Origin of the sequence: Shouchella rhizosphaerae (assembly GCF_900142675.1) — a bacterium.
Taxonomy (GTDB): Bacteria; Bacillota; Bacilli; order Bacillales; family Bacillaceae_D; genus Shouchella; species Shouchella rhizosphaerae.
On the sequence record NZ_FRBS01000004.1, the window covers coordinates 253897 to 271424 of the forward strand.

Annotated in this window: 14 protein-coding genes; 2 read left to right on the forward strand and 12 right to left on the reverse strand. The window is 47.1% G+C overall.

The genetic code is table 11. The features are described 5' to 3' along the window. Positions 1-17: 17 nt before the first annotated feature. The 9 genes from BUC05_RS12980 to BUC05_RS21935 form a co-directional block, all read right to left on the reverse strand. Positions 18-1112, reverse strand: a complete 1095-nt coding sequence (locus tag BUC05_RS12980) for a BMP family lipoprotein (RefSeq protein ID WP_011245942.1) — start codon at positions 1110-1112, stop codon at positions 18-20. A gap of 149 nt (positions 1113-1261) precedes the next feature. After that, positions 1262-2416, reverse strand: a complete 1155-nt coding sequence (locus BUC05_RS12985; protein WP_073304934.1) for a CamS family sex pheromone protein — start codon at positions 2414-2416, stop codon at positions 1262-1264. Positions 2417-2432: 16 nt separating this feature from the next. Then, positions 2433-4448: an NAD-dependent DNA ligase LigA gene (ligA, locus tag BUC05_RS12990; protein WP_073304936.1), complete on the reverse strand. Its 2016-nt coding sequence runs from the start codon at positions 4446-4448 to the stop codon at positions 2433-2435. Between the two features lie 16 nt (positions 4449-4464). Then, positions 4465-6711: a DNA helicase PcrA gene (gene pcrA, locus BUC05_RS12995; RefSeq protein WP_073304938.1), complete on the reverse strand. Its 2247-nt coding sequence runs from the start codon at positions 6709-6711 to the stop codon at positions 4465-4467. Between the two features lie 12 nt (positions 6712-6723). Beyond that, positions 6724-7422 carry a heptaprenylglyceryl phosphate synthase gene (locus tag BUC05_RS13000; protein WP_073305156.1) on the reverse strand — a complete coding sequence of 233 codons (699 nt, stop codon included), beginning with the start codon at positions 7420-7422 and terminating at the stop codon, positions 6724-6726. A 416-nt stretch (positions 7423-7838) separates the two neighbouring features. Continuing rightward, a complete protein-coding gene (locus tag BUC05_RS13005) occupies positions 7839-8666 on the reverse strand; it encodes an ABC transporter ATP-binding protein (RefSeq protein ID WP_062750202.1) in 828 nt (275 codons plus the stop codon). 16 nt (positions 8667-8682) lie between these two features. After that, complete coding sequence (locus BUC05_RS13010) at positions 8683-9696, reverse strand: FecCD family ABC transporter permease (protein WP_073304940.1); 1014 nt, start codon at positions 9694-9696, stop codon at positions 8683-8685. Beyond that, positions 9693-10745, reverse strand: a complete 1053-nt coding sequence (locus tag BUC05_RS13015; protein WP_035202109.1) for a FecCD family ABC transporter permease — start codon at positions 10743-10745, stop codon at positions 9693-9695. The genes BUC05_RS13010 and BUC05_RS13015 overlap by 4 nt, the downstream gene beginning before the upstream one ends. A gap of 219 nt (positions 10746-10964) precedes the next feature. Continuing rightward, on the reverse strand, positions 10965-11087 hold the full coding sequence (locus BUC05_RS21935) for a hypothetical protein (RefSeq protein ID WP_255222624.1): 123 nt from the start codon (positions 11085-11087) through the stop codon (positions 10965-10967). A gap of 257 nt (positions 11088-11344) precedes the next feature. Here BUC05_RS21935 and BUC05_RS13020 point away from each other — a divergent pair, with 257 nt between their 5' ends. Next, on the forward strand, positions 11345-11641 hold the full coding sequence (locus BUC05_RS13020) for a hypothetical protein (protein WP_011245934.1): 297 nt from the start codon (positions 11345-11347) through the stop codon (positions 11639-11641). A 35-nt stretch (positions 11642-11676) separates the two neighbouring features. On the opposite strand, the gene BUC05_RS13025 is transcribed toward BUC05_RS13020, so the two are convergent. Continuing rightward, positions 11677-12558, reverse strand: a complete 882-nt coding sequence (locus BUC05_RS13025; protein ID WP_073304942.1) for an aldose 1-epimerase family protein — start codon at positions 12556-12558, stop codon at positions 11677-11679. A gap of 143 nt (positions 12559-12701) precedes the next feature. On the opposite strand from BUC05_RS13025, the gene BUC05_RS13030 reads away from it, so the two are divergent. Next, positions 12702-15101: a penicillin acylase family protein gene (locus tag BUC05_RS13030; RefSeq protein ID WP_073304944.1), complete on the forward strand. Its 2400-nt coding sequence runs from the start codon at positions 12702-12704 to the stop codon at positions 15099-15101. A 239-nt stretch (positions 15102-15340) separates the two neighbouring features. Here the strand turns inward: BUC05_RS13030 and ade are convergent, their stop codons facing one another. Both ade and BUC05_RS13040 read right to left on the reverse strand, forming a co-directional pair. Next, positions 15341-17071, reverse strand: a complete 1731-nt coding sequence (gene ade, locus BUC05_RS13035) for an adenine deaminase (protein ID WP_073304946.1) — start codon at positions 17069-17071, stop codon at positions 15341-15343. Between the two features lie 143 nt (positions 17072-17214). Further along, positions 17215-17523 carry a YerC/YecD family TrpR-related protein gene (locus tag BUC05_RS13040; protein ID WP_011245931.1) on the reverse strand — a complete coding sequence of 103 codons (309 nt, stop codon included), beginning with the start codon at positions 17521-17523 and terminating at the stop codon, positions 17215-17217. Between the last annotated feature and the right edge of the window lie 5 nt (positions 17524-17528).

Sequence of the window (17528 nt, forward strand, 5' to 3'; positions counted from 1 at the left end):
GCCCATCTTGATTTCGTTTATCCGGCAAATTCATTAAACTCGTCATCGGTTTTTGGCACTTCCAGCTCACCGTCAAGAATTTGCTGCATATAATCGTCCATGCTTTCGATGATTTCAGGGCTTAAGTTATCGCCAGTCGTCGCGTAATCAATTCCATCATCTTCAATTCCATATTCAAGGATTTCGCCGCCAGGGAAGCTGCCATCCATCGTTTGCTGTGTCACATCTTGAACTGCTGTATCGACACGTTTGATCATCGACGTAAGTGTAACGGATTGGTCGCCTTCATAGACGCCCTCTTCATATTGGTCTTTGTCAACGCCGATCGCCCATACTTGTTCGCCATTTTTGACACGGTTAATCGCCTCTGTAAACAGGCCGTTCCCTGTGTTCCCCGCTGAATGGTAAATGACATCTGCACCTGTCGTATACATCGTGTTGGCAAGCTGCTGTCCTTTTTGCGGGTCTGTAAATACTTCTGCATATTGGACGATGACTTCTGCGTCGGGGTTCACCGCATGAACGCCTGCTTTAAAGCCGTTTTCAAACTTCTTAATTAACTCGCTTTCAACGCCGCCGATAAAGCCGACTTTATTCGTTTCCGTTTGCAAGCCTGCGGCAACGCCCACTAAGAAGGAGCCTTCGTGCTCTTTAAAAGTAATATTTGCTACGTTGCTTAATGGATCGCCATTATCATCTGTTACGACTGAGTCAATGATCGCTAATTGTGCATCTTCGTTTTGCTGCGCCACTGTTTTAACAGCATCCGCCATGAGAAAGCCGATCGCCCAGCTAATATCCGTGTTTTCACGTGTAAGAGCGCGCAAATTCGGTTCAAAATCTTGGGCAGTGCTTGACTGTACATAGTCATAGTTTTTGCCTTCTTCCAACCCGTTAGCTTCGCCAAAAGCTTTCAAGCCTTCCCAAGAAAATTGGTTGAACGATTTATCGTCAATGCCACTAACGTCTGTTACCATTTTTGCAGTAAAATCCGAACTTTCTCCTCCACCTTCTGAACCTGCATTGTTTTCCGAACCATCGCCTTGTCCACATGCACCTAGCACAACAACCGATGCGAGACCTACCGATAATGCCTTGATCCATTTTTTCACGTGAGAATATCCTCCTATAATGACTTCCAGCTGCTGCTGAAAGCGTTTTTCTTCATGTGGCAAGGAATAACGGCAACGTCATTCCTTTTTTGCCAGCAAACATACTATAGCATAAAATCATCATATAAAAAACGAACATTTTTAGCATTTTAATTGATAATGTGAATAAACGGCTCCCGATCTGGATGATACGAGACAATGCTCTCAAGTGAACCGGAAAGCGCTGAAATGTTTACATCTACTGGTATGTTTTCATAGTATTCTTCGACTTGGCCGGCAATGTATTGGGTTAAGGCGACAACTTCTGCCTTGCCTTTATATTGGATATTAACGTCAACATTAAGCTTGACCATTTGATTGTCTTCATAACGTGCACGGCCAACGACGCCGATATTATTTGAGAAGAACGCTTGCACGTCAGTACGGAATTGGGTAAAGCGATCCGCATCGTCACGATGATCTTCATTGGCTGCAGGTGAAGGAAACTGGACATGCTCTTGGTTAATATTTTCCCAATGAGGGTTTTCTCCTGGTTCAAATGTGCCTACTTTAAAAAAATGGCCCGCGTTGACAGAGTCTTTCGGCTGTTGGCTAAATAGCGCCACGACAATTGGCACGTCGCTCAAATCTTCTTCCGAGTCAACGCCTTCGCGCATCCGATTGACAATCGTTTCAGCAAACTCCATCCCTTTTTCCTCTTGGACTGCAGCTTTGATAGGTACAGAATCTGACTTTCCGTCATGGCTAAATTCATATTCGCTGTATAACGATAAGCCGAGCGCGACGCCGCCTGTTGAATAGTCGCCCTCATCATTTACATTCATGTAATTTTGTTCAAGTACGTTCGCTAGCACCCAAGGGCTGTTTTTCTCTTGTTCTATCGGATCGTCTCCATCGCCCAAAGATGGATTTAGCCCATTCGGATTCTCTTCTTCATCGTAGCGGAGCAGCCATGACTTTACCGTTTCCCGAGAAAGATGGGTGCCCTCCTGAAAAAAGTAATCGTTAGGATCAAACCGTTCTTTGGCAATATCCTCCAACCCTAATTCAAGCCAATCCAAGTCTTTGCGGCTATAACCTAAGTCAAGGCCATAGCCACGTGTTTGTCCATGCACATAAGCCCCATCTTGCAGGACGCTTGCATAATAGTTCTCCTCTGATGGTATCGATGGGACAACGGTTAACGAGTCATCCGCTTCCGAAACATCAGGTGTATTGGCCTCATCATCCTCTTCGCCGCCAAAGAAATTGCAGCCAGAGAGGAGAACAGCGCTTGCCAAACCAAGTATCCCCACACGCTTCATCTTTCAATCCCCCTTGTTACTGTTCGCTTTGTTCAACCGCTTGTGTAAACTGTTCCTCTGTCCAAATCTCAATTCCAATGTTCTGCGCTTTTTTTTGTTTAGAGCCCGCATCTTCCCCAGCGACAACCAAATCGGTTTTTTTGCTAACACTGCCCGTCACTGTGCCGCCGAGCGCTTCGATTTTTTCCTGTGCTTCTTTCCGCGTCCACTGGGACAGTTTTCCGGTCAGCACAACCGTTTTGCCGGCGAATACCCCAGCTTCTTCGGCAATCGCTGCTTTTTTCGGTCCTGTGTAAGTCATGTTGACGCCAGCATTGGCTAGTTTTTCTAACAACGTGGACACCTCTGGCTTTTGAAAATAGGAGACAATCGAGTCTGCCATTTTCTCGCCAATCTCATTGACGGCAAGCAATTGTTCAAACGTTGCCTCTTGGAGCCGTTCCATTGTCTCGAATTCATATGCTAGCGTTTTCGCTGCCTTCGCACCGACAAACCGGATGCCGAGCCCAAACAACAGCCGTTCAAGCGAATTTTCTTTTGAGGCTTCAATCGCCGCCAACAAATTGTCGACAGATTTTTCTCCCATCCGTTCCAGCTGGAGCAATTCCTCACGTTCCAACAAATATAAATCAGCCACATCAGCGATCAATTGATGCAAAAACAATTGGCTGATTACTTTTTCGCCAAGGCCGTCGATGTTCATCGCATTTCGTGATACAAAGTGGATAAGCCCTTCACGAATTTGCGCTGGGCACTTCGGGTTTAAACAGCGCAACGCCACTTCCCCTTCCAAGCGTTCCAAAACGCTATGGCACTCAGGACACTCTGTCGGCATATGAAAGTCAACTTCCTCGCCTGTTCGCTTATCCGTCAAAACGCCAACGACTTCTGGGATGATGTCACCTGCTTTTTTGACAATGACCGTATCGCCAAGCTTGACGTCTTTTTCGCGGATCAAATCTTCATTATGCAAGGAAGCCCGCCTTACGGTTGTTCCCGCAACAAGCACGGGATCTAATAGGGCAGTAGGCGTTACTACGCCTGTTCGACCAACATTTAGTTCAATATCGCGTAAAACTGTCAGCACTTCTTCGGCAGGAAACTTAAATGCCGTTGCCCACCGGGGACTCTTTGCTGTAAAGCCTAGTTTTTCATGGTCGGCCAAGGAATTGACTTTGACGACGACTCCATCAATTTCATATGGAAGCTCATGGCGCCGTTCGCTCCATTTTTCTGTATAGGCAATGACGTCCTCAATCGTTTCGCATTTTGCTGCTTCTTCGTTTACTTTAAAGCCGAGTTCTTTCAAAAACATCAAGCTGTCAAAATGGGTTTGCACGTTTTTGCCTTCGACTTCGCCAATCGAGTAGGCAAATAACGATAAATTCCGTTTGGCGGCAATTTTCGGGTCGAGCTGGCGCAAGGAGCCAGCTGCCGCATTACGAGGGTTGGCGAATTTTTCTTCTCCCGCCTGTTCTTTTGCTTCGTTTAAACGTTCGAATGATGCTTTTGGCATATATGCCTCGCCGCGCACTTCGATCGAATAAGGCTGTTTTAACCGCAAAGGAATGGCAGGAACGGTTCTCAAATTGTTTGTTATATCTTCGCCAATCGTTCCGTCCCCACGAGTCGCGCCGCGGACGAGCTTTCCATTTTCATACGTGAGCGATACAGCAAGGCCATCAAATTTTAATTCGCACACGTAGGAGACGTGTTCGCCTACCGCTTGGCGGACGCGGCGGTCGAACGCGCGCAAATCTTCCTCATTGAAGGCATTGGACAAGCTCATCATCGGCACTCGGTGGGCCACTTTTTTAAAGGACGGAGCCGGCGGCCCGCCAATGCGTACGCTTGGTGAGTCTTCCGTAACCAAATCTGGATAGTCCGCCTCAAGTTGAAGCAATTCATTCATGAGGCGGTCATACTCCGAGTCGGGGACTTTAGGCGTATCGAGCACATAATAATGGTAGCCATAGTCCTCCAATAGGAGGCGCAGCTCTTTAAGCCGTTTTTCTGCTTGGTGCTTGTCCATTGGTCTGTCTTCCTCTCTAAGCTTTCGTGATAGGCGCAAATTTGGCAAATAGCCGCTTTACACCCGTAGGCGGAGTAAAGGCGATGTCCAGCTCGATGGAATCCCCTTCTCCTTTTATGCTGACGACTGTTCCTGTTCCCCATTTTTTATGGACCGCTTTGTCGCCGACTGACCAGTCAAAACTTTCTCCGCCTGTTGCTGTTACTCGTGGCGATCCGCTCTTGCCTGCAAAGACGCTTGAGCGCACACGGGCAGCTGCACTTGCGGCGGCTGGCTGCCTAGAACCCCCTGTTCCCCAAGCGGGCATTTGACTGTCTTCTTCAATCAATTCAGCCGGGATTTCAGCAATAAAGCGGGAAGTCGGGTTGGTATTCGTTCGGCCATAGAGCGTCCTCATTTTGGCACTCGTCAAATAGAGCCGTTTTTCGGCACGGGTAATGCCAACATAGGCGAGGCGCCGCTCCTCTTCCATTTCTTCTTCCTCAAACAAGGAACGGCTATGTGGGAACACCCCTTCCTCCATTCCGATCAAAAAGACATATGGGAATTCAAGTCCTTTTGCTGAATGAAGCGTCATCAGCGTAATGGCCTCTTTTTTTGTCGCTTCCTCGTCCTTATCGAGTTGGTCAATATCGGCAACAAGGGCTAAGTCGGTCAAGAAAGACACGAGATCTTTTTCTTCGCTCCGCTTCTCAAACTCTTGGGTGACCGTAATAAATTCGTCGATGTTCTCAAGCCGAGACTGTGCTTCAATCGTCTGCTCGTTTTTAAGCATTTCGCGATAACCGGTTTTATCAAGCAATTCTTCCACTAGCTCTGTCACGGAAAGATAATCTTGCATGTGCACCCAGTTATTCACTTGGTCGCGAAATTCCACAAGTTTCGTCCGCGCTCTGGCCGTAACGCCGATTTGCTCCAATTCCCCAAGCGCTTTGAACATCGAGAGCCCATGGGCATCAGCATAAGCAGCGATCTTGTCTACCGTCGTCGCACCAATGCCACGCTTAGGCACATTGACAACACGCTGTAAGCTAATGTCATCATCAGGGTTGGCAACTAAACGCAAGTAAGCAAGGACGTCTTTAATCTCTTTGCGGTCATAGAACTTAGTACCGCCGACGATATTGTAGTCGAGATTAGATTTCACAAAATATTCCTCAATAATACGCGATTGGGCATTGGTTCTGTACAGAATCGCCACGTCTTTGTAAGAAAATCCTGGTTCTGCTGCTGCTTCTTTTATTTTTTCGACGACAAACTGTGCTTCAGCTTGTTCTGTAGCCGCCTCGTATACGCTGATTTTCGCTCCTTCGTCATTTTCAGTCCAAAGGTTTTTTGGCTTGCGGTTGCCATTGTTAGCAATAACACTGTTGGCTGCTTTCAGAATCGTTTTTGTCGAACGGTAGTTTTGTTCAAGCAAAATGACAGTCGCATCCGGGTAGTCTTTTTCAAAGGAGAGGATATTTTGAATATCGGCGCCGCGCCAACGGTAAATCGATTGGTCGGAATCGCCGACAACGCAAATGTTTTGCAGACGGTCACCAAGGAGTTTCACAAGGCGGTATTGTGCTTTGTTTGTATCTTGATATTCATCAACATGAATGTACTGGAATTTGCGTTGGTAAAAATCGAGCACTTCCGGCACTTCGTTAAACAATTGGATCGTCTTCATAATTAAATCATCAAAGTCAAGTGCGTTGTTTTGTTTCAATCGTTTTTCGTATTCACTATACACGTCGGCCGCTACTTGCTCAAATACGCCTGAAGCGATTTGCGCAAATTTGCTTGCCGTTTGCAATTCGTTTTTAGCAGCAGAAATCATCCCTAATATCGCTTTTGGGTCAAATTTCTTAGGGTCGACGTTTTGGCTTTTTAAAATTTGCTTTATGACCGAAAGCTGGTCAGATGAATCCAAAATCGTAAAATTGCGGCTGTAGCCGATCCGGTCAATATCACGGCGCAACATCCGCACGCACATCGAATGGAAAGTGGAAATCCAAATATCTTCAGCTATTGGTCCAACCAACTGGGCCACCCTGTCTTTCATTTCTCGCGCTGCTTTGTTCGTGAATGTGAGGGCGAGAACAGCCCAAGGCGGCGTCGAATGGCGCCGGAGCAAATAACTGATCCGGTAAGTCAGCACACGGGTTTTGCCGCTTCCTGCACCCGCCATTAACAGCAAAGGCCCGTCTGAATGGGTCACAGCTTTTTGTTGCTCAGGGTTTAACTCAGATAGCATCCGTTCAATTATTGTATCTTGCATGTCACTCACCGCCTACCTGCATTTATGTTCCTTGACGGCCTCCACCGTCTTAAGCGCTTCTTTAAGATTTTCATAAAGCCCATTGCCGACAACGACAACATCAGCATATGCTGCTATCTCAGAGGCATCTGCTGCATTTTTAATCCCGCCTCCATAGATGAGCTTTGTCTTTTCCAATACTGCGCTTGCCCGTTTGACAACATCAATCGGCCCTTTTTTGCCGCTGTATTCCAAATAGAAAAAAGGATAGCGGTACATATGCTCTGCCAGCCGTGCGTAAGCAACAACATCTTCTATATCCAAGTCAGTCTGGGCATTCGCATGTTTGGCCACTCGTGCTTCCCCATTTAAAACACAGTAGCCTTCCAACAGCAGTTCTTGCCAATTAATGATTTCGCCATATTCTTTGACAGCCTTGTGATGGTGGCCAATGACCCAACGAACATGTTGGCTGTTCATGACGGATGGAATCAAATAATAATCGAACCCTGGCGTAATCGCTTCAAGGTCCGATACTTCAAGCGCACATGTCACTGGAAACCGGCGAATGCGGGCAAAAAGAGACAACGTGTTATCCAATGTGACGTTGTCCGTTCCGCCAACAATAATCGCATCAGTACCTGACTCGCAAACGGCTTCAAGCGCTTCATCGGTTATTTCTTTGTTTGGATCAAGTTTAAAAACATGCGCCCATTCATCATAATTTTTCATGTTAAGCGCCTTAACCGCAGGCACGCCCCTCCTTTATTGATAATCAACAAACACTTATCCTCTTAAAAATGCAAAACATACAAACTGGCATGCCACATACCGAGTATACGTACGTTCGTTCTGTCTGTCATTATAGCAAAGTTCCTACTCGTTGTCCCGTATCCATCTGTTGAAAAAATAAGGGATTTCACTGAAAGTTGCCGCCTAGATGATTAGACAAAAAAAGACCTCCGCCAGTAAGGCGCAGGTTAAATGTAGGGGGTCTATATCGACCAGACGTGTATCGTAGCACGTTATCTAAATGATAACGAAAATCATTATCATTGTCAATGAAAATTCGCTAAAAAATTTGCTTCTTTCTGTTATGTTCGATGTTGCCCACGAAATCCCGATAATATTTATAAAGATAACCAGCACTATGCGAGTGCTGGTTGTCTTTCGTCCTGCTGCTGGTGTTGGTCTTTTAACAGATCATACGTCAAACAAACAGGTTTGCCTGTCCGTGGGTCCATGACGATGTTGGCATCAATGTGGAAAACATCGCGGAGCACGTCTTGGCACATTACATCTGCTGGCGCGCCTTCTTTCATAATTTTTCCGGCGCGGATCGATACCATGTAATCGGCAAAGCGTGCTGCATGGTTTAAATCATGGATGACCATCACGATCGTACGCTGTTGTTCTTTGTTTAGTCGTTCCAATACTTGCAGCACTTCGAGTTGATGGGCCAAGTCCAAATAAGTCGTTGGCTCATCAAGCAAAAGAATATCCGTTTCTTGTGCAAGGGCCATTGCAATCCATACACGCTGGCGCTGGCCGCCAGAAAGGGCCTCGATTGGCCGGTCCGCGTATTCGCTCATATTGGTTTGTTCTAACGCCCAGTCGATCATGGAGCGGTCATGGTCCTTCAATTGGCCAAACCCGCGCTGATGAGGATAACGCCCATATGCAACCAGCTCAGAAACGGTTAGCCCGCTTGGCGCTTCAGGAGACTGTGGCAATACCGCCATCTTTTTGGCGATTTCTTTTGTTGACTGTTTATGAATGGATTTCCCGTCTAAATAAACGGCTCCTCTGGAAGCTTGGAGAATACGGGAAATCGTTTTTAAAATCGTCGATTTGCCACAGCCGTTCGGCCCGACAATCGTCGTAATTTTTCCATCTGGAATTTGCAAATGCAAGTCATTGACAATCTCTCTTTTTTCATAAGCAATCGAAAGCTTTTCAGTCACTAAACGTGGCATTGGACTTCCTCCTTGTTTATCGGGTTTTCATCAACAAATATAAAAAGTATGGCGCTCCAAGAATGGCAATCACAATGCCGACTGGGATTTCCGAAGGAGCCAGGATGTTGCGTCCAATCATATCCGCAGTAAGCAAAATCAATGCCCCCATTAAGGCCGCAGCCGGGATAAGCACTTGGTGTTTCGGCCCGACGAGGCGACGTGCAATATGGGGAGCGACTAAACCTAAAAAGGAAATGCCACCGCCAACAGCTACGGACACAGCAGCAAGGCTAACAGCTAAGACAAGAAGCGTTCGCCGTTCTTTCTCTATCGGGACGCCTAATGACACCGCCGACTGAGTGCCGATTTGTAACACATTTAGCGTTCTCGCTTTAAAAAGCGTAATCGGAATCAAAAGGATGATCCATGGCAAGACTGCCCATACGTGGGGCCACGTCGTTCCCCAAATGTTCCCTGTTAACCAAATCGTTGCCTGCATAAAATCATTTGGTTCCATCCGCAATTGAATCACGATCAGCAAGGCGCTAAATGCTGCATTTAAACCAATCCCCACCAACACTAACCGCACTGGCGTAATGCCTTTTTTCCAAGCCAGTATATAAATGAGGAAAGCAGCAAGCAGCGCACCGCTTAGCGCAAATAACGGCATCACCAAAAGGTTTGCACTGCCAAGGCCCGTTAAAGAACCTTGTACAAAAAAGATAAATAAGACAACAGCGAGGCCTGCACCTGTATTGATCCCCAAAATACCTGGATCAGCCAGTTCATTTTGGGAAATGCTTTGTAAAATTGCGCCAGAAACAGCAAGACCTACACCAACCAAAAGGGCGATTGCCATTCGCGGCAAACGAAACTGAAACAACACGAGTTCATCTCGGGTAGAGCCATAGCCAAACAGCGTTTTTGCAACCGCATCGGGACTGATCCGAATCGCGCCAGTCTGTAAGCTGACTAAAAACACGATGACAATGGCCAAAAACAGAATCGCTAGCACTGCGATTGGACGATTTTTCAATGCTTGCTTCATGAAAGCCCCCTCCCTTCACGCCTTGCAAGGTAAAGGAAAAACGGTACGCCGATTAACGCGGTCATTGCACCGACCGGCGTTTCATAGGGGGCATTTACCAACCTAGCGGCTAAGTCCGCTAACACTAACAGCAATGCTCCTAATACAGCAGTGCATGGAATAATATAACGGTAATCGACGCCAACTAAGCCTCTAGTAATATGGGGGATCACTAAGCCGACAAATCCAATCGAGCCTGCGACTGCCACACCAGCGCCTGTCAATAACAAGACAGCTACCACACCGAGCGACTTAACAAGAAAAATCCGCTGGCCCAGCCCTCGCGCTACATCTTCGCCGAGGCTAAGCACCGTCACCGACTTTGATAAAGCAAGAGCAAGGAGCAAACCGATCATGGCGACTGGCACAATCAACTTAATGTTGGTCCAATTCATACCGGATAAACCACCGGCAAACCAAAAGCTTATATCTTGGGCGACGTCAAAATGAATGGCAATGCCTGAGGAAATCGCGCTTAGAAATGCGCCGACCGTCACGCCAGCTAGCGCTAACTTGGCCGGCGTCAAGCCCCCTCGTGCCAGTGACCCGATTGCGAACACAAACGCAGCACCGGCGCCTGCGCCGATAAAAGAAGCAACCATTAAATGAAAGCCAGAGACATGCGCGGCAAAAGCAAACATAATCGCAATCGCTAACGCCGCCCCATCCATGACGCCCATAATCGACGGTTCTGCGAGGGCATTGCGCGTCATCCCTTGCATGATAGCGCCTGAGACAGCAAGAAAACTGCCGACTAGCGCCGCCCCTAAAGCCCGGGGAAGGCGGATTTCTTGGATAATTTGATGTTCGGTCAATCCGGGGTCAAAAGAGAAAACCGCCTGCCAAACGGTTTTAAAGTCAATTTGCGCTGCCCCATAAGAAATGGAAAGAACGAGCGCAAACACAAGAAACCCCAATCCAATAACGAGGACGCTTATTGCCGCTAACGGCTTAGAACGTGCCTTCGCTTTTTCTAAATCTTGTTGTGCTTCCTTAGCCTGTGTGCTCATTTCGTGTTTTTTCCCTTTAACGTTCGATCCGTCATTTTTGATGGTATTGATAATCATTATCATACCATGGACGATCAAGCGGGTAAACAAAAAAACCAGCATTTTGCTGGTTTTAGAAAACTTTTTATTCATTAAAACGGCATGCAGCCAAAAAAAGTCGAATGATTTAGCTTCCGTTCTTTGGTGTTTTCGTATTGGACAAAACGCCAAAGCCGCTAATTATATAAACAACACCTTGCAAAGGGCAATCAACCCGCCCCATAAAGGAATGCTAAGAGCAAGAGCCCAGCCTGCGCCTACAACCATATTCTCGCCAACTTCGTATTGAATATCCTCCTCCAACCTCGACGCCTCCTTTTTATCTTGCTGCTTTCAGCATAAGGGCTATGCATGTAGCCAGCATTAAGCAATCGTAAAGATTCTGTAAGCCTTATTAGCAGGAGACTTTCACTAAAGCTGGCGTCTTTTTCGAAATGTTTTAGCCTCATGTGCTACACTTACGATAGCCTGTTGGATCATACATTTCTTTTCGCTAAACAGGCTCGCTTTTCCTTCGGCTCTTTGTTGATCCATACATAATTCGATTTAGGAGGCAAATGATGTCAGCAAACAAACGAAAAGAACGGCCGTCATTCCTTATGATGGTCTATATGTGGCTCTTTATTTTGGTGGCGGTTGTCAACATTACCGGAATTGCATCAACGAAGTTATATGCAAGCATTTTTCCCTTTTTCATTGTTTCTCTCTTAAATATTTTCCTTGCTGCACTGCTCATCCTGCAAGCATTAAAAACAACGAGCAAAAGTGAACGAAGGCTTTCCATTATTTACTTGATTGGCGTTGCCGTTCTAGCGGCCGTCACGTTTTTCCGCTTTTTGTTTATGCAATCAAGCTAACAGTGAAGCAATCGCGCCTCTGTTTGCGCGATTGCTCAATAAACCTTGATCTCATACGATGCTTTAAATGTTTCATTGGCACCAATTTGTTGGATGCCCTTTTTCTCCGCTAACCGCCCTGTTGTATCAACCGTATCGGCAACCCCAAACCATGGCTCAATACAAACAAAAGGAGCGTTAGTTTTTTCTTCCGAATCATATGCTGACCAAATTCCGACATAAGGGAAACGCGGAAAGGAGACAACAATTTTCTCTTCGGGGCGTTGTTTTGGATAAAGCGCGACTTCGTCGAGATGGCTGTAGACGAGTGCGTCATGTTGAAAGAGCGAATCAGTAAGCCCGATATTTTTTAGCACTGGCACGATTTCCGGTTTTTGGACCAAACCGTTCGAAAGGGCATAACGTTCGATTTGCTTGCCTTCTGCTGCTTTAAAGGAGAGCTCATACTCTGTGAATGTTTCTTCAGAGCGAAAGGGAACCTTAAAAGCAGGGTGCCCACCGATTGAAAAATACATCTCTTCCTCATTGTCATTGACGACTTCCCAGCCTACGATGAGCGTATGTCCGTTTAACTGGTACGATAAATAAACCGTAAATTCAAAAGGATACACATCAGCAAACTGGCCTGATGACTCAAACCGGAATACGGCTTTGTCGCTTTGTAAATCGTCAGTAACAAACATTTGGTCGCGCAAAAACCCATGTTGGCTCAGTTGATAAGACTTTCCGTTGTATGTATACGCGCCATCTTTTAAACGCCCAACAATTGGAAACAATACAGGCGCGATCCGCCCCCAGTACGTTGGGTCTCCGCTCCACATCACTTCCCTGCTTTGTTCTTTATGCCAAATGCTCCGAATTTCCGCCCCTTTATTTGCAATTTCAACCGTTAATTTATCATTTTCAATAATGATCATATATAGCCCTCCTATCCTTTCTCTCTTGTAGTATGACGGAATGGACTGAAAATGCAACTAGTACCGTCCTTTGCAGGATTAATCAAACTAACCTGCGAATAAAATACAATATGAAAGCGCATTCAAAAGAGGGGAGGAATTTGATGGATTCCATACCATCCACTGGCCAGGCGCCAAAAAAACGGCGGGTTCTCTTTATTTCTGGAGCAGCGATTTTGGTCATTTTGCTTGCAACCCTATTATGGGCGTACATGCAAATCAAAAAACCGCTGCCGCAAACGACAGGAGAACTCGTCGTCAATGGATTAAATGCTCCTGTCAATGTGTATCGGGATGCGCAAGGCGTTCCTCACATTGAAGCCCAATCAGACGTTGATTTATATTTTAGCCAAGGCTATGTTACTGCCCAAGACCGCCTGTTTCAAATGGATTTAAGCAGAAGGCAGGCGTCGGGACGGCTTGCTGAAGTAATGGGAGAAACCTTTGTGGACTCGGATGTTTTCTTTCGGACATTCGGCTTGCGACGGGCCGCTGAGGCATCGGCATCTGCCTATGACGCTGAAACATACCGGTATTTAGAAGCTTACGCTGAAGGCGTTAATGCTTTTATCGAATACGCCCAGGCAACTGGCACACTTCCACTTGAATTTCGTTTGGCCGGCTATGAGCCTGAACAATGGGACCCGATTGACTCCTTAACGATAGGAAAACATATGGCATACGACTTAGGCGGCAATTGGCAAAGCCAAGCGTTCCATTACTGGCTAAGCCAACATGTAAGTGAAGAAGAAGCACTCGATTTGCTTCCTAGCTATCCAGAAGAAGGGCCTGCTGTTCTTGACTTGGCAAAAACGATTGACATGGACGTCGAAACAGCATTTGCCAACGTCGGCTCTAAATTGCCACACCCTTTTAACGGCAGCAACAATTGGGTGCTTTCAGGGGACCGGACAGCGACTGGCATGCCGCTGCTGGCTGATGATCCCCACTTGGGATTGGGGGCGCCTAGCATTTGGTATGAAACACACCTAACATCGCCGACTGTGAACGTTACAGGCGTGATTTTCGCTGGCGTCCCTGGCATTATTCTTGGCTCAAATGAAACGATTGCCTGGGGTGTCACCAATGTCGGCCCTGACGTACAACAGCTCTATTTTGAACAGCGCAACCCTGAAAACCAAAATGAATTTCTCTATGACGGGGAGTGGTATAAAGCCGAAGTCATCGCAGAAGAGATTAAAATTGCTGGTGAAGAGCCTTTTTACCATGACGTGGTTTTAACGAAACATGGCCCGATCCTATCCGAATATGCCCACGTAGAAGACGAGTCCGAGTATGCGTTATCTTTGCGCTGGACGGGGCACGATCCAACGACGGAACTAAAAGCTGTACTCGATTTTAACCGCGCCGATAATTGGGACCAGTTTAAGGAAGCCTTAACCCATTTTCATGCGCCCGCACAAAATTTTGTGTTTGCTAGCACGGATGGCACAATCGCGTACCGAGCCAATGGCCTGATTCCAATCCGTGCAAACGGAGATGACGCATTATTGCCAGTGCCTGGCTGGGACCCGGCTTATGAATGGGAAGGGTATATTCCTTGGGATGAGTTGCCAACAATCGTCAATCCTGAATCAGGAATCATTGCCACCGCTAATAACAAAATTGCTGGAGACGACTATCCTTACCACATTTCCCACACATGGGCCCAACCTTACCGGCAACAGCGGATTATTGAGGTGCTCGCAGCAAAAGACAACCATACTGTAACCGACATGCAAGCATTGCAAATGGACGTCGCCAATTTGCAAGCAACCAACATGCTTCCCCTTCTGACAGAAGCGTTACCGGCTGAGGGACTCCGCGCTATTGACGAGGAGGGATTAGATGTTCTCGCAGAATGGAACCAATTTGACGAGCGCGAAGAAGCTGGACCGCTATTGTTCCATTTTTGGATGGAAGAAATCGAAAATTTGTTGTTTGCCGCTAAAATTCCTGCTGAAATCAACGAGCTTTTTTACGGCCGTGCTGGTGTCGTCGATGAATTGCTAAGATGCGCAGCAACGGGTGATCCAGGTCCATGGGTCGAGGGCGCTGGCGGTTTAGAAACAGTCGTCCTTCAAAGTTACCAAGCGGCAATAGACAAAGCGGCGCGTTTACAAGGAAATGCGCCAGCAAAATGGCGTTGGGGCGACTTTCACCAAGTTGAATTTAGCCATCCAATGGCAGCAATCACACCGCTGAATTACTTATTTGATCGGGCTCCTCTTCCAGCAGACGGCAGCCATGTTACGACAATGGCGGCAAGCTACAATCACGAAACAGGCATCGTCAACCACGGCGCCGGTTGGCGTGGCGTATTTGATTTAAGCGACATTGACCATACGTACCACATCGTCGCTCCTGGACAGTCTGGCCATGTCACAAGCGAGACATACCGCTCGCAAATGGAAGCTTGGACAGAGGGTCATTATCATACGACATCGATTCACCCGGCAACGTATAAGAACAACAGTGACAAACTCGAATTACGTCCCCAGTAACAATAGAAGGACTGGCGTTCTGGCCAGCCCTTCAGACTGCAGACAAACGCTCGCATACTTCGTCGTTTGTCTCAGTCATATGTTCATGAACACTCGTTCTATTCACATCTTCCATCCCCTGCACTCCTCGTCTGACAAGCGTTTTCTTTCAGTCTGAGTGCGGTTATCGACTTTGTCGACAACCTTAAGGACTGGCGTACTAGCCAGTCCTTAAGACAATGCTTATATACTTCGTGTTTTTATTGTTCGACAAAGGCAAACGCATTGACATCAAACAGCCCTTTTGACGTCAGTTTAAGCGCGGGGATGACAGGGAGTGCAAGGAAGGCCAACGTTAAAAACGGATCGATTTTTTCTTGGTAGCCGAGATGGACGAGTGATTGTTGTAACTCATTGAGCTGTAGTTTGACTGTTTCCGCTGAAGCGGTTGACATCAAGCCGCCCAGTTTAAGGGGCATGGCCGCAAGCACGTTGTTTCCCTTTACGACCGCCATCCCACCCCCTAAGCCAGCGACATGATGAATGGCATGGTACAAACTTTCATCATCTGCCCCTACAGCGATAAGATTGTGGGAATCATGAGCTACAGTCGCGGCAATTGCCCCCTCTGAAAAAGGAAAGCCCTTTACAATGGCGAGTCCGATATGTCCCGTCGCCTCATGGCGTTCCACGACCGCAAGCTTTAGCCATTCGCCGCCAGGTTGAAAAATACCGTTTTCCGCTGGAACGGACGCCATCGCTTTTTTCGTCACAATCGAGCCAAGCGTCGTTTCAATAACAGGGGTCGAGTGAGCGTTTTTCAGTTTTAGCGTTAAGTCCTCTCGTGCAAATGGAGCAAGATGGACACTGTTCAACAATCGCTCTGGCACGGGGTAAGGAGTGCGGATCGGGCTCGTTAGTTCGCCTTTTTCGGCTACGAGCATGCCCTTTGCATACACGGCATCGACTTGAAACGTGGAAAGGTCTGACACGAACAGAAACGACGCTTCTTTTCCAGGAGCAATGGCCCCTTTATCATCAAGTTGAAAGCATTCAGCTGCATTCAAGGTTCCGATTTGGATTGCTTGGAGTGGCTCCATGCCAAGTGCAATCGCTTTGCGGACATTAAAGTCAACACTGCCTTCTTTCAGCAAGTCATCTAGATGCTTATCATCTGTCGCAAAGGCAAACCGCCGCGCATTAGCTGCTGTAACAGCTGGCAAGAGCGCCTCGATATCACGGGCAGCCGTCCCTTCACGCATCAGTACATAAAATCCACGCTGGACTCGTGCTTTGGCTTCCTCAGCGGTTACTGCTTCGTGGTCATTGTGAATGCCAGCTGTCCGATATGCATTTAATGCATCGCTATTTAGCCCTGCTGCATGGCCATCAATGGGGCGGCCCTTTGCCTTCGCCATTGCGATTTTTTCAAGCATGTCGTCATCGCCATTTAAAACTGCCGGGTAGTCCATTACTTCTCCTAGCCCGTATACGCCTTCGTTCGCAAAAAGCAAGCGTGCATCTTCGGCAGAAAGGGAGGCGCCATTTTCTTCAAAAGATGCGGCAGGCACACTTGAAGGGACGGCCATTTTAATATCAAGCGGCAAGTCTTTAGCTGCTTCAACCATGTATGTCACCGCTTCTACACCAGCAACATTAGCGAGTTCATGAGGATCGGCAATCGCCGTAAGCACGCCTTTTGGCACAAGGACACCGGCAAAGTCTTCAGGGCGAACCATCGCCGATTCAATATGGACGTGGCCATCAATAAGCGGAGGGCATACGTATTTGCCTTGGGCATCAATCACTGTTTTGCCTTCTGTATAATCGCCAATGCCAACAATGTAGCCGTCTGTGATCGCAATAGAAGCTTCATAGATGGTTAACGTATAAACATCAATCAGTTTGCCGTTAATGACCAGAATATCGGCCGGCTCCTGTTTGCTTGCTGCGGCAAGCCGTTTTTTGTACGTAGCGTGATGGCGGTCCATTCTCGTTCTCCTTTTGTTTTTAACGTCTATTGTAGCCGATCTCCCCTATTTGCGCTATCAAAAAAACAAGAAAAAGAACGATCCTAAAAAGAATCGTTCTTAGCCTGTAGACAAACATGTTGCCTCGCTCATAGGAGATGGTGTTAATCTTGCGGCTCTTCCTGGGCTTCAATCCGGTCAAGCGCCATCCGATAGCTATCGTTGCCATAATTTAGACAGCGTTTAACTCGGGAAATGGTCGCTGTGCTAGCCCCAGTCTCTGTCTCAATTTTGTGGTACGTATAACCATCACGCAACATCCGAGCAACTTCTAGCCTTTGCGCAAGTGACTGAATTTCATTAATGGTGCAAAGATCGTCAAAAAACTCATACGCTTCTTCTAAATTTTTGAGAGACAAAATCGATTTAAAGAGCTGATCTAGTTCTTTGCCCCGTAATTTGTTGATCTGCAAGCAAT

Coding starts and splice junctions, on each gene's coding strand:
- BUC05_RS12985 (WP_073304934.1), bottom strand. CDS start 2,416: ATGAAGCGTGTGGGGATACTTGGTTTGGCAAGCGCTGTTCTCCTCTCT.
- ligA (WP_073304936.1), bottom strand. CDS start 4,448: ATGGACAAGCACCAAGCAGAAAAACGGCTTAAAGAGCTGCGCCTCCTA.
- pcrA (WP_073304938.1), bottom strand. CDS start 6,711: ATGCAAGATACAATAATTGAACGGATGCTATCTGAGTTAAACCCTGAG.
- BUC05_RS13000 (WP_073305156.1), bottom strand. CDS start 7,422: ATGAAAAATTATGATGAATGGGCGCATGTTTTTAAACTTGATCCAAAC.
- BUC05_RS13005 (WP_062750202.1), bottom strand. CDS start 8,666: ATGCCACGTTTAGTGACTGAAAAGCTTTCGATTGCTTATGAAAAAAGA.
- BUC05_RS13010 (WP_073304940.1), bottom strand. CDS start 9,696: ATGAAGCAAGCATTGAAAAATCGTCCAATCGCAGTGCTAGCGATTCTG.
- BUC05_RS13015 (WP_035202109.1), bottom strand. CDS start 10,745: ATGAGCACACAGGCTAAGGAAGCACAACAAGATTTAGAAAAAGCGAAG.
- BUC05_RS13020 (WP_011245934.1), top strand. CDS start 11,345: ATGTCAGCAAACAAACGAAAAGAACGGCCGTCATTCCTTATGATGGTC.
- BUC05_RS13025 (WP_073304942.1), bottom strand. CDS start 12,558: ATGATCATTATTGAAAATGATAAATTAACGGTTGAAATTGCAAATAAA.
- BUC05_RS13030 (WP_073304944.1), top strand. CDS start 12,702: ATGGATTCCATACCATCCACTGGCCAGGCGCCAAAAAAACGGCGGGTT.
- ade (WP_073304946.1), bottom strand. CDS start 17,071: ATGGACCGCCATCACGCTACGTACAAAAAACGGCTTGCCGCAGCAAGC.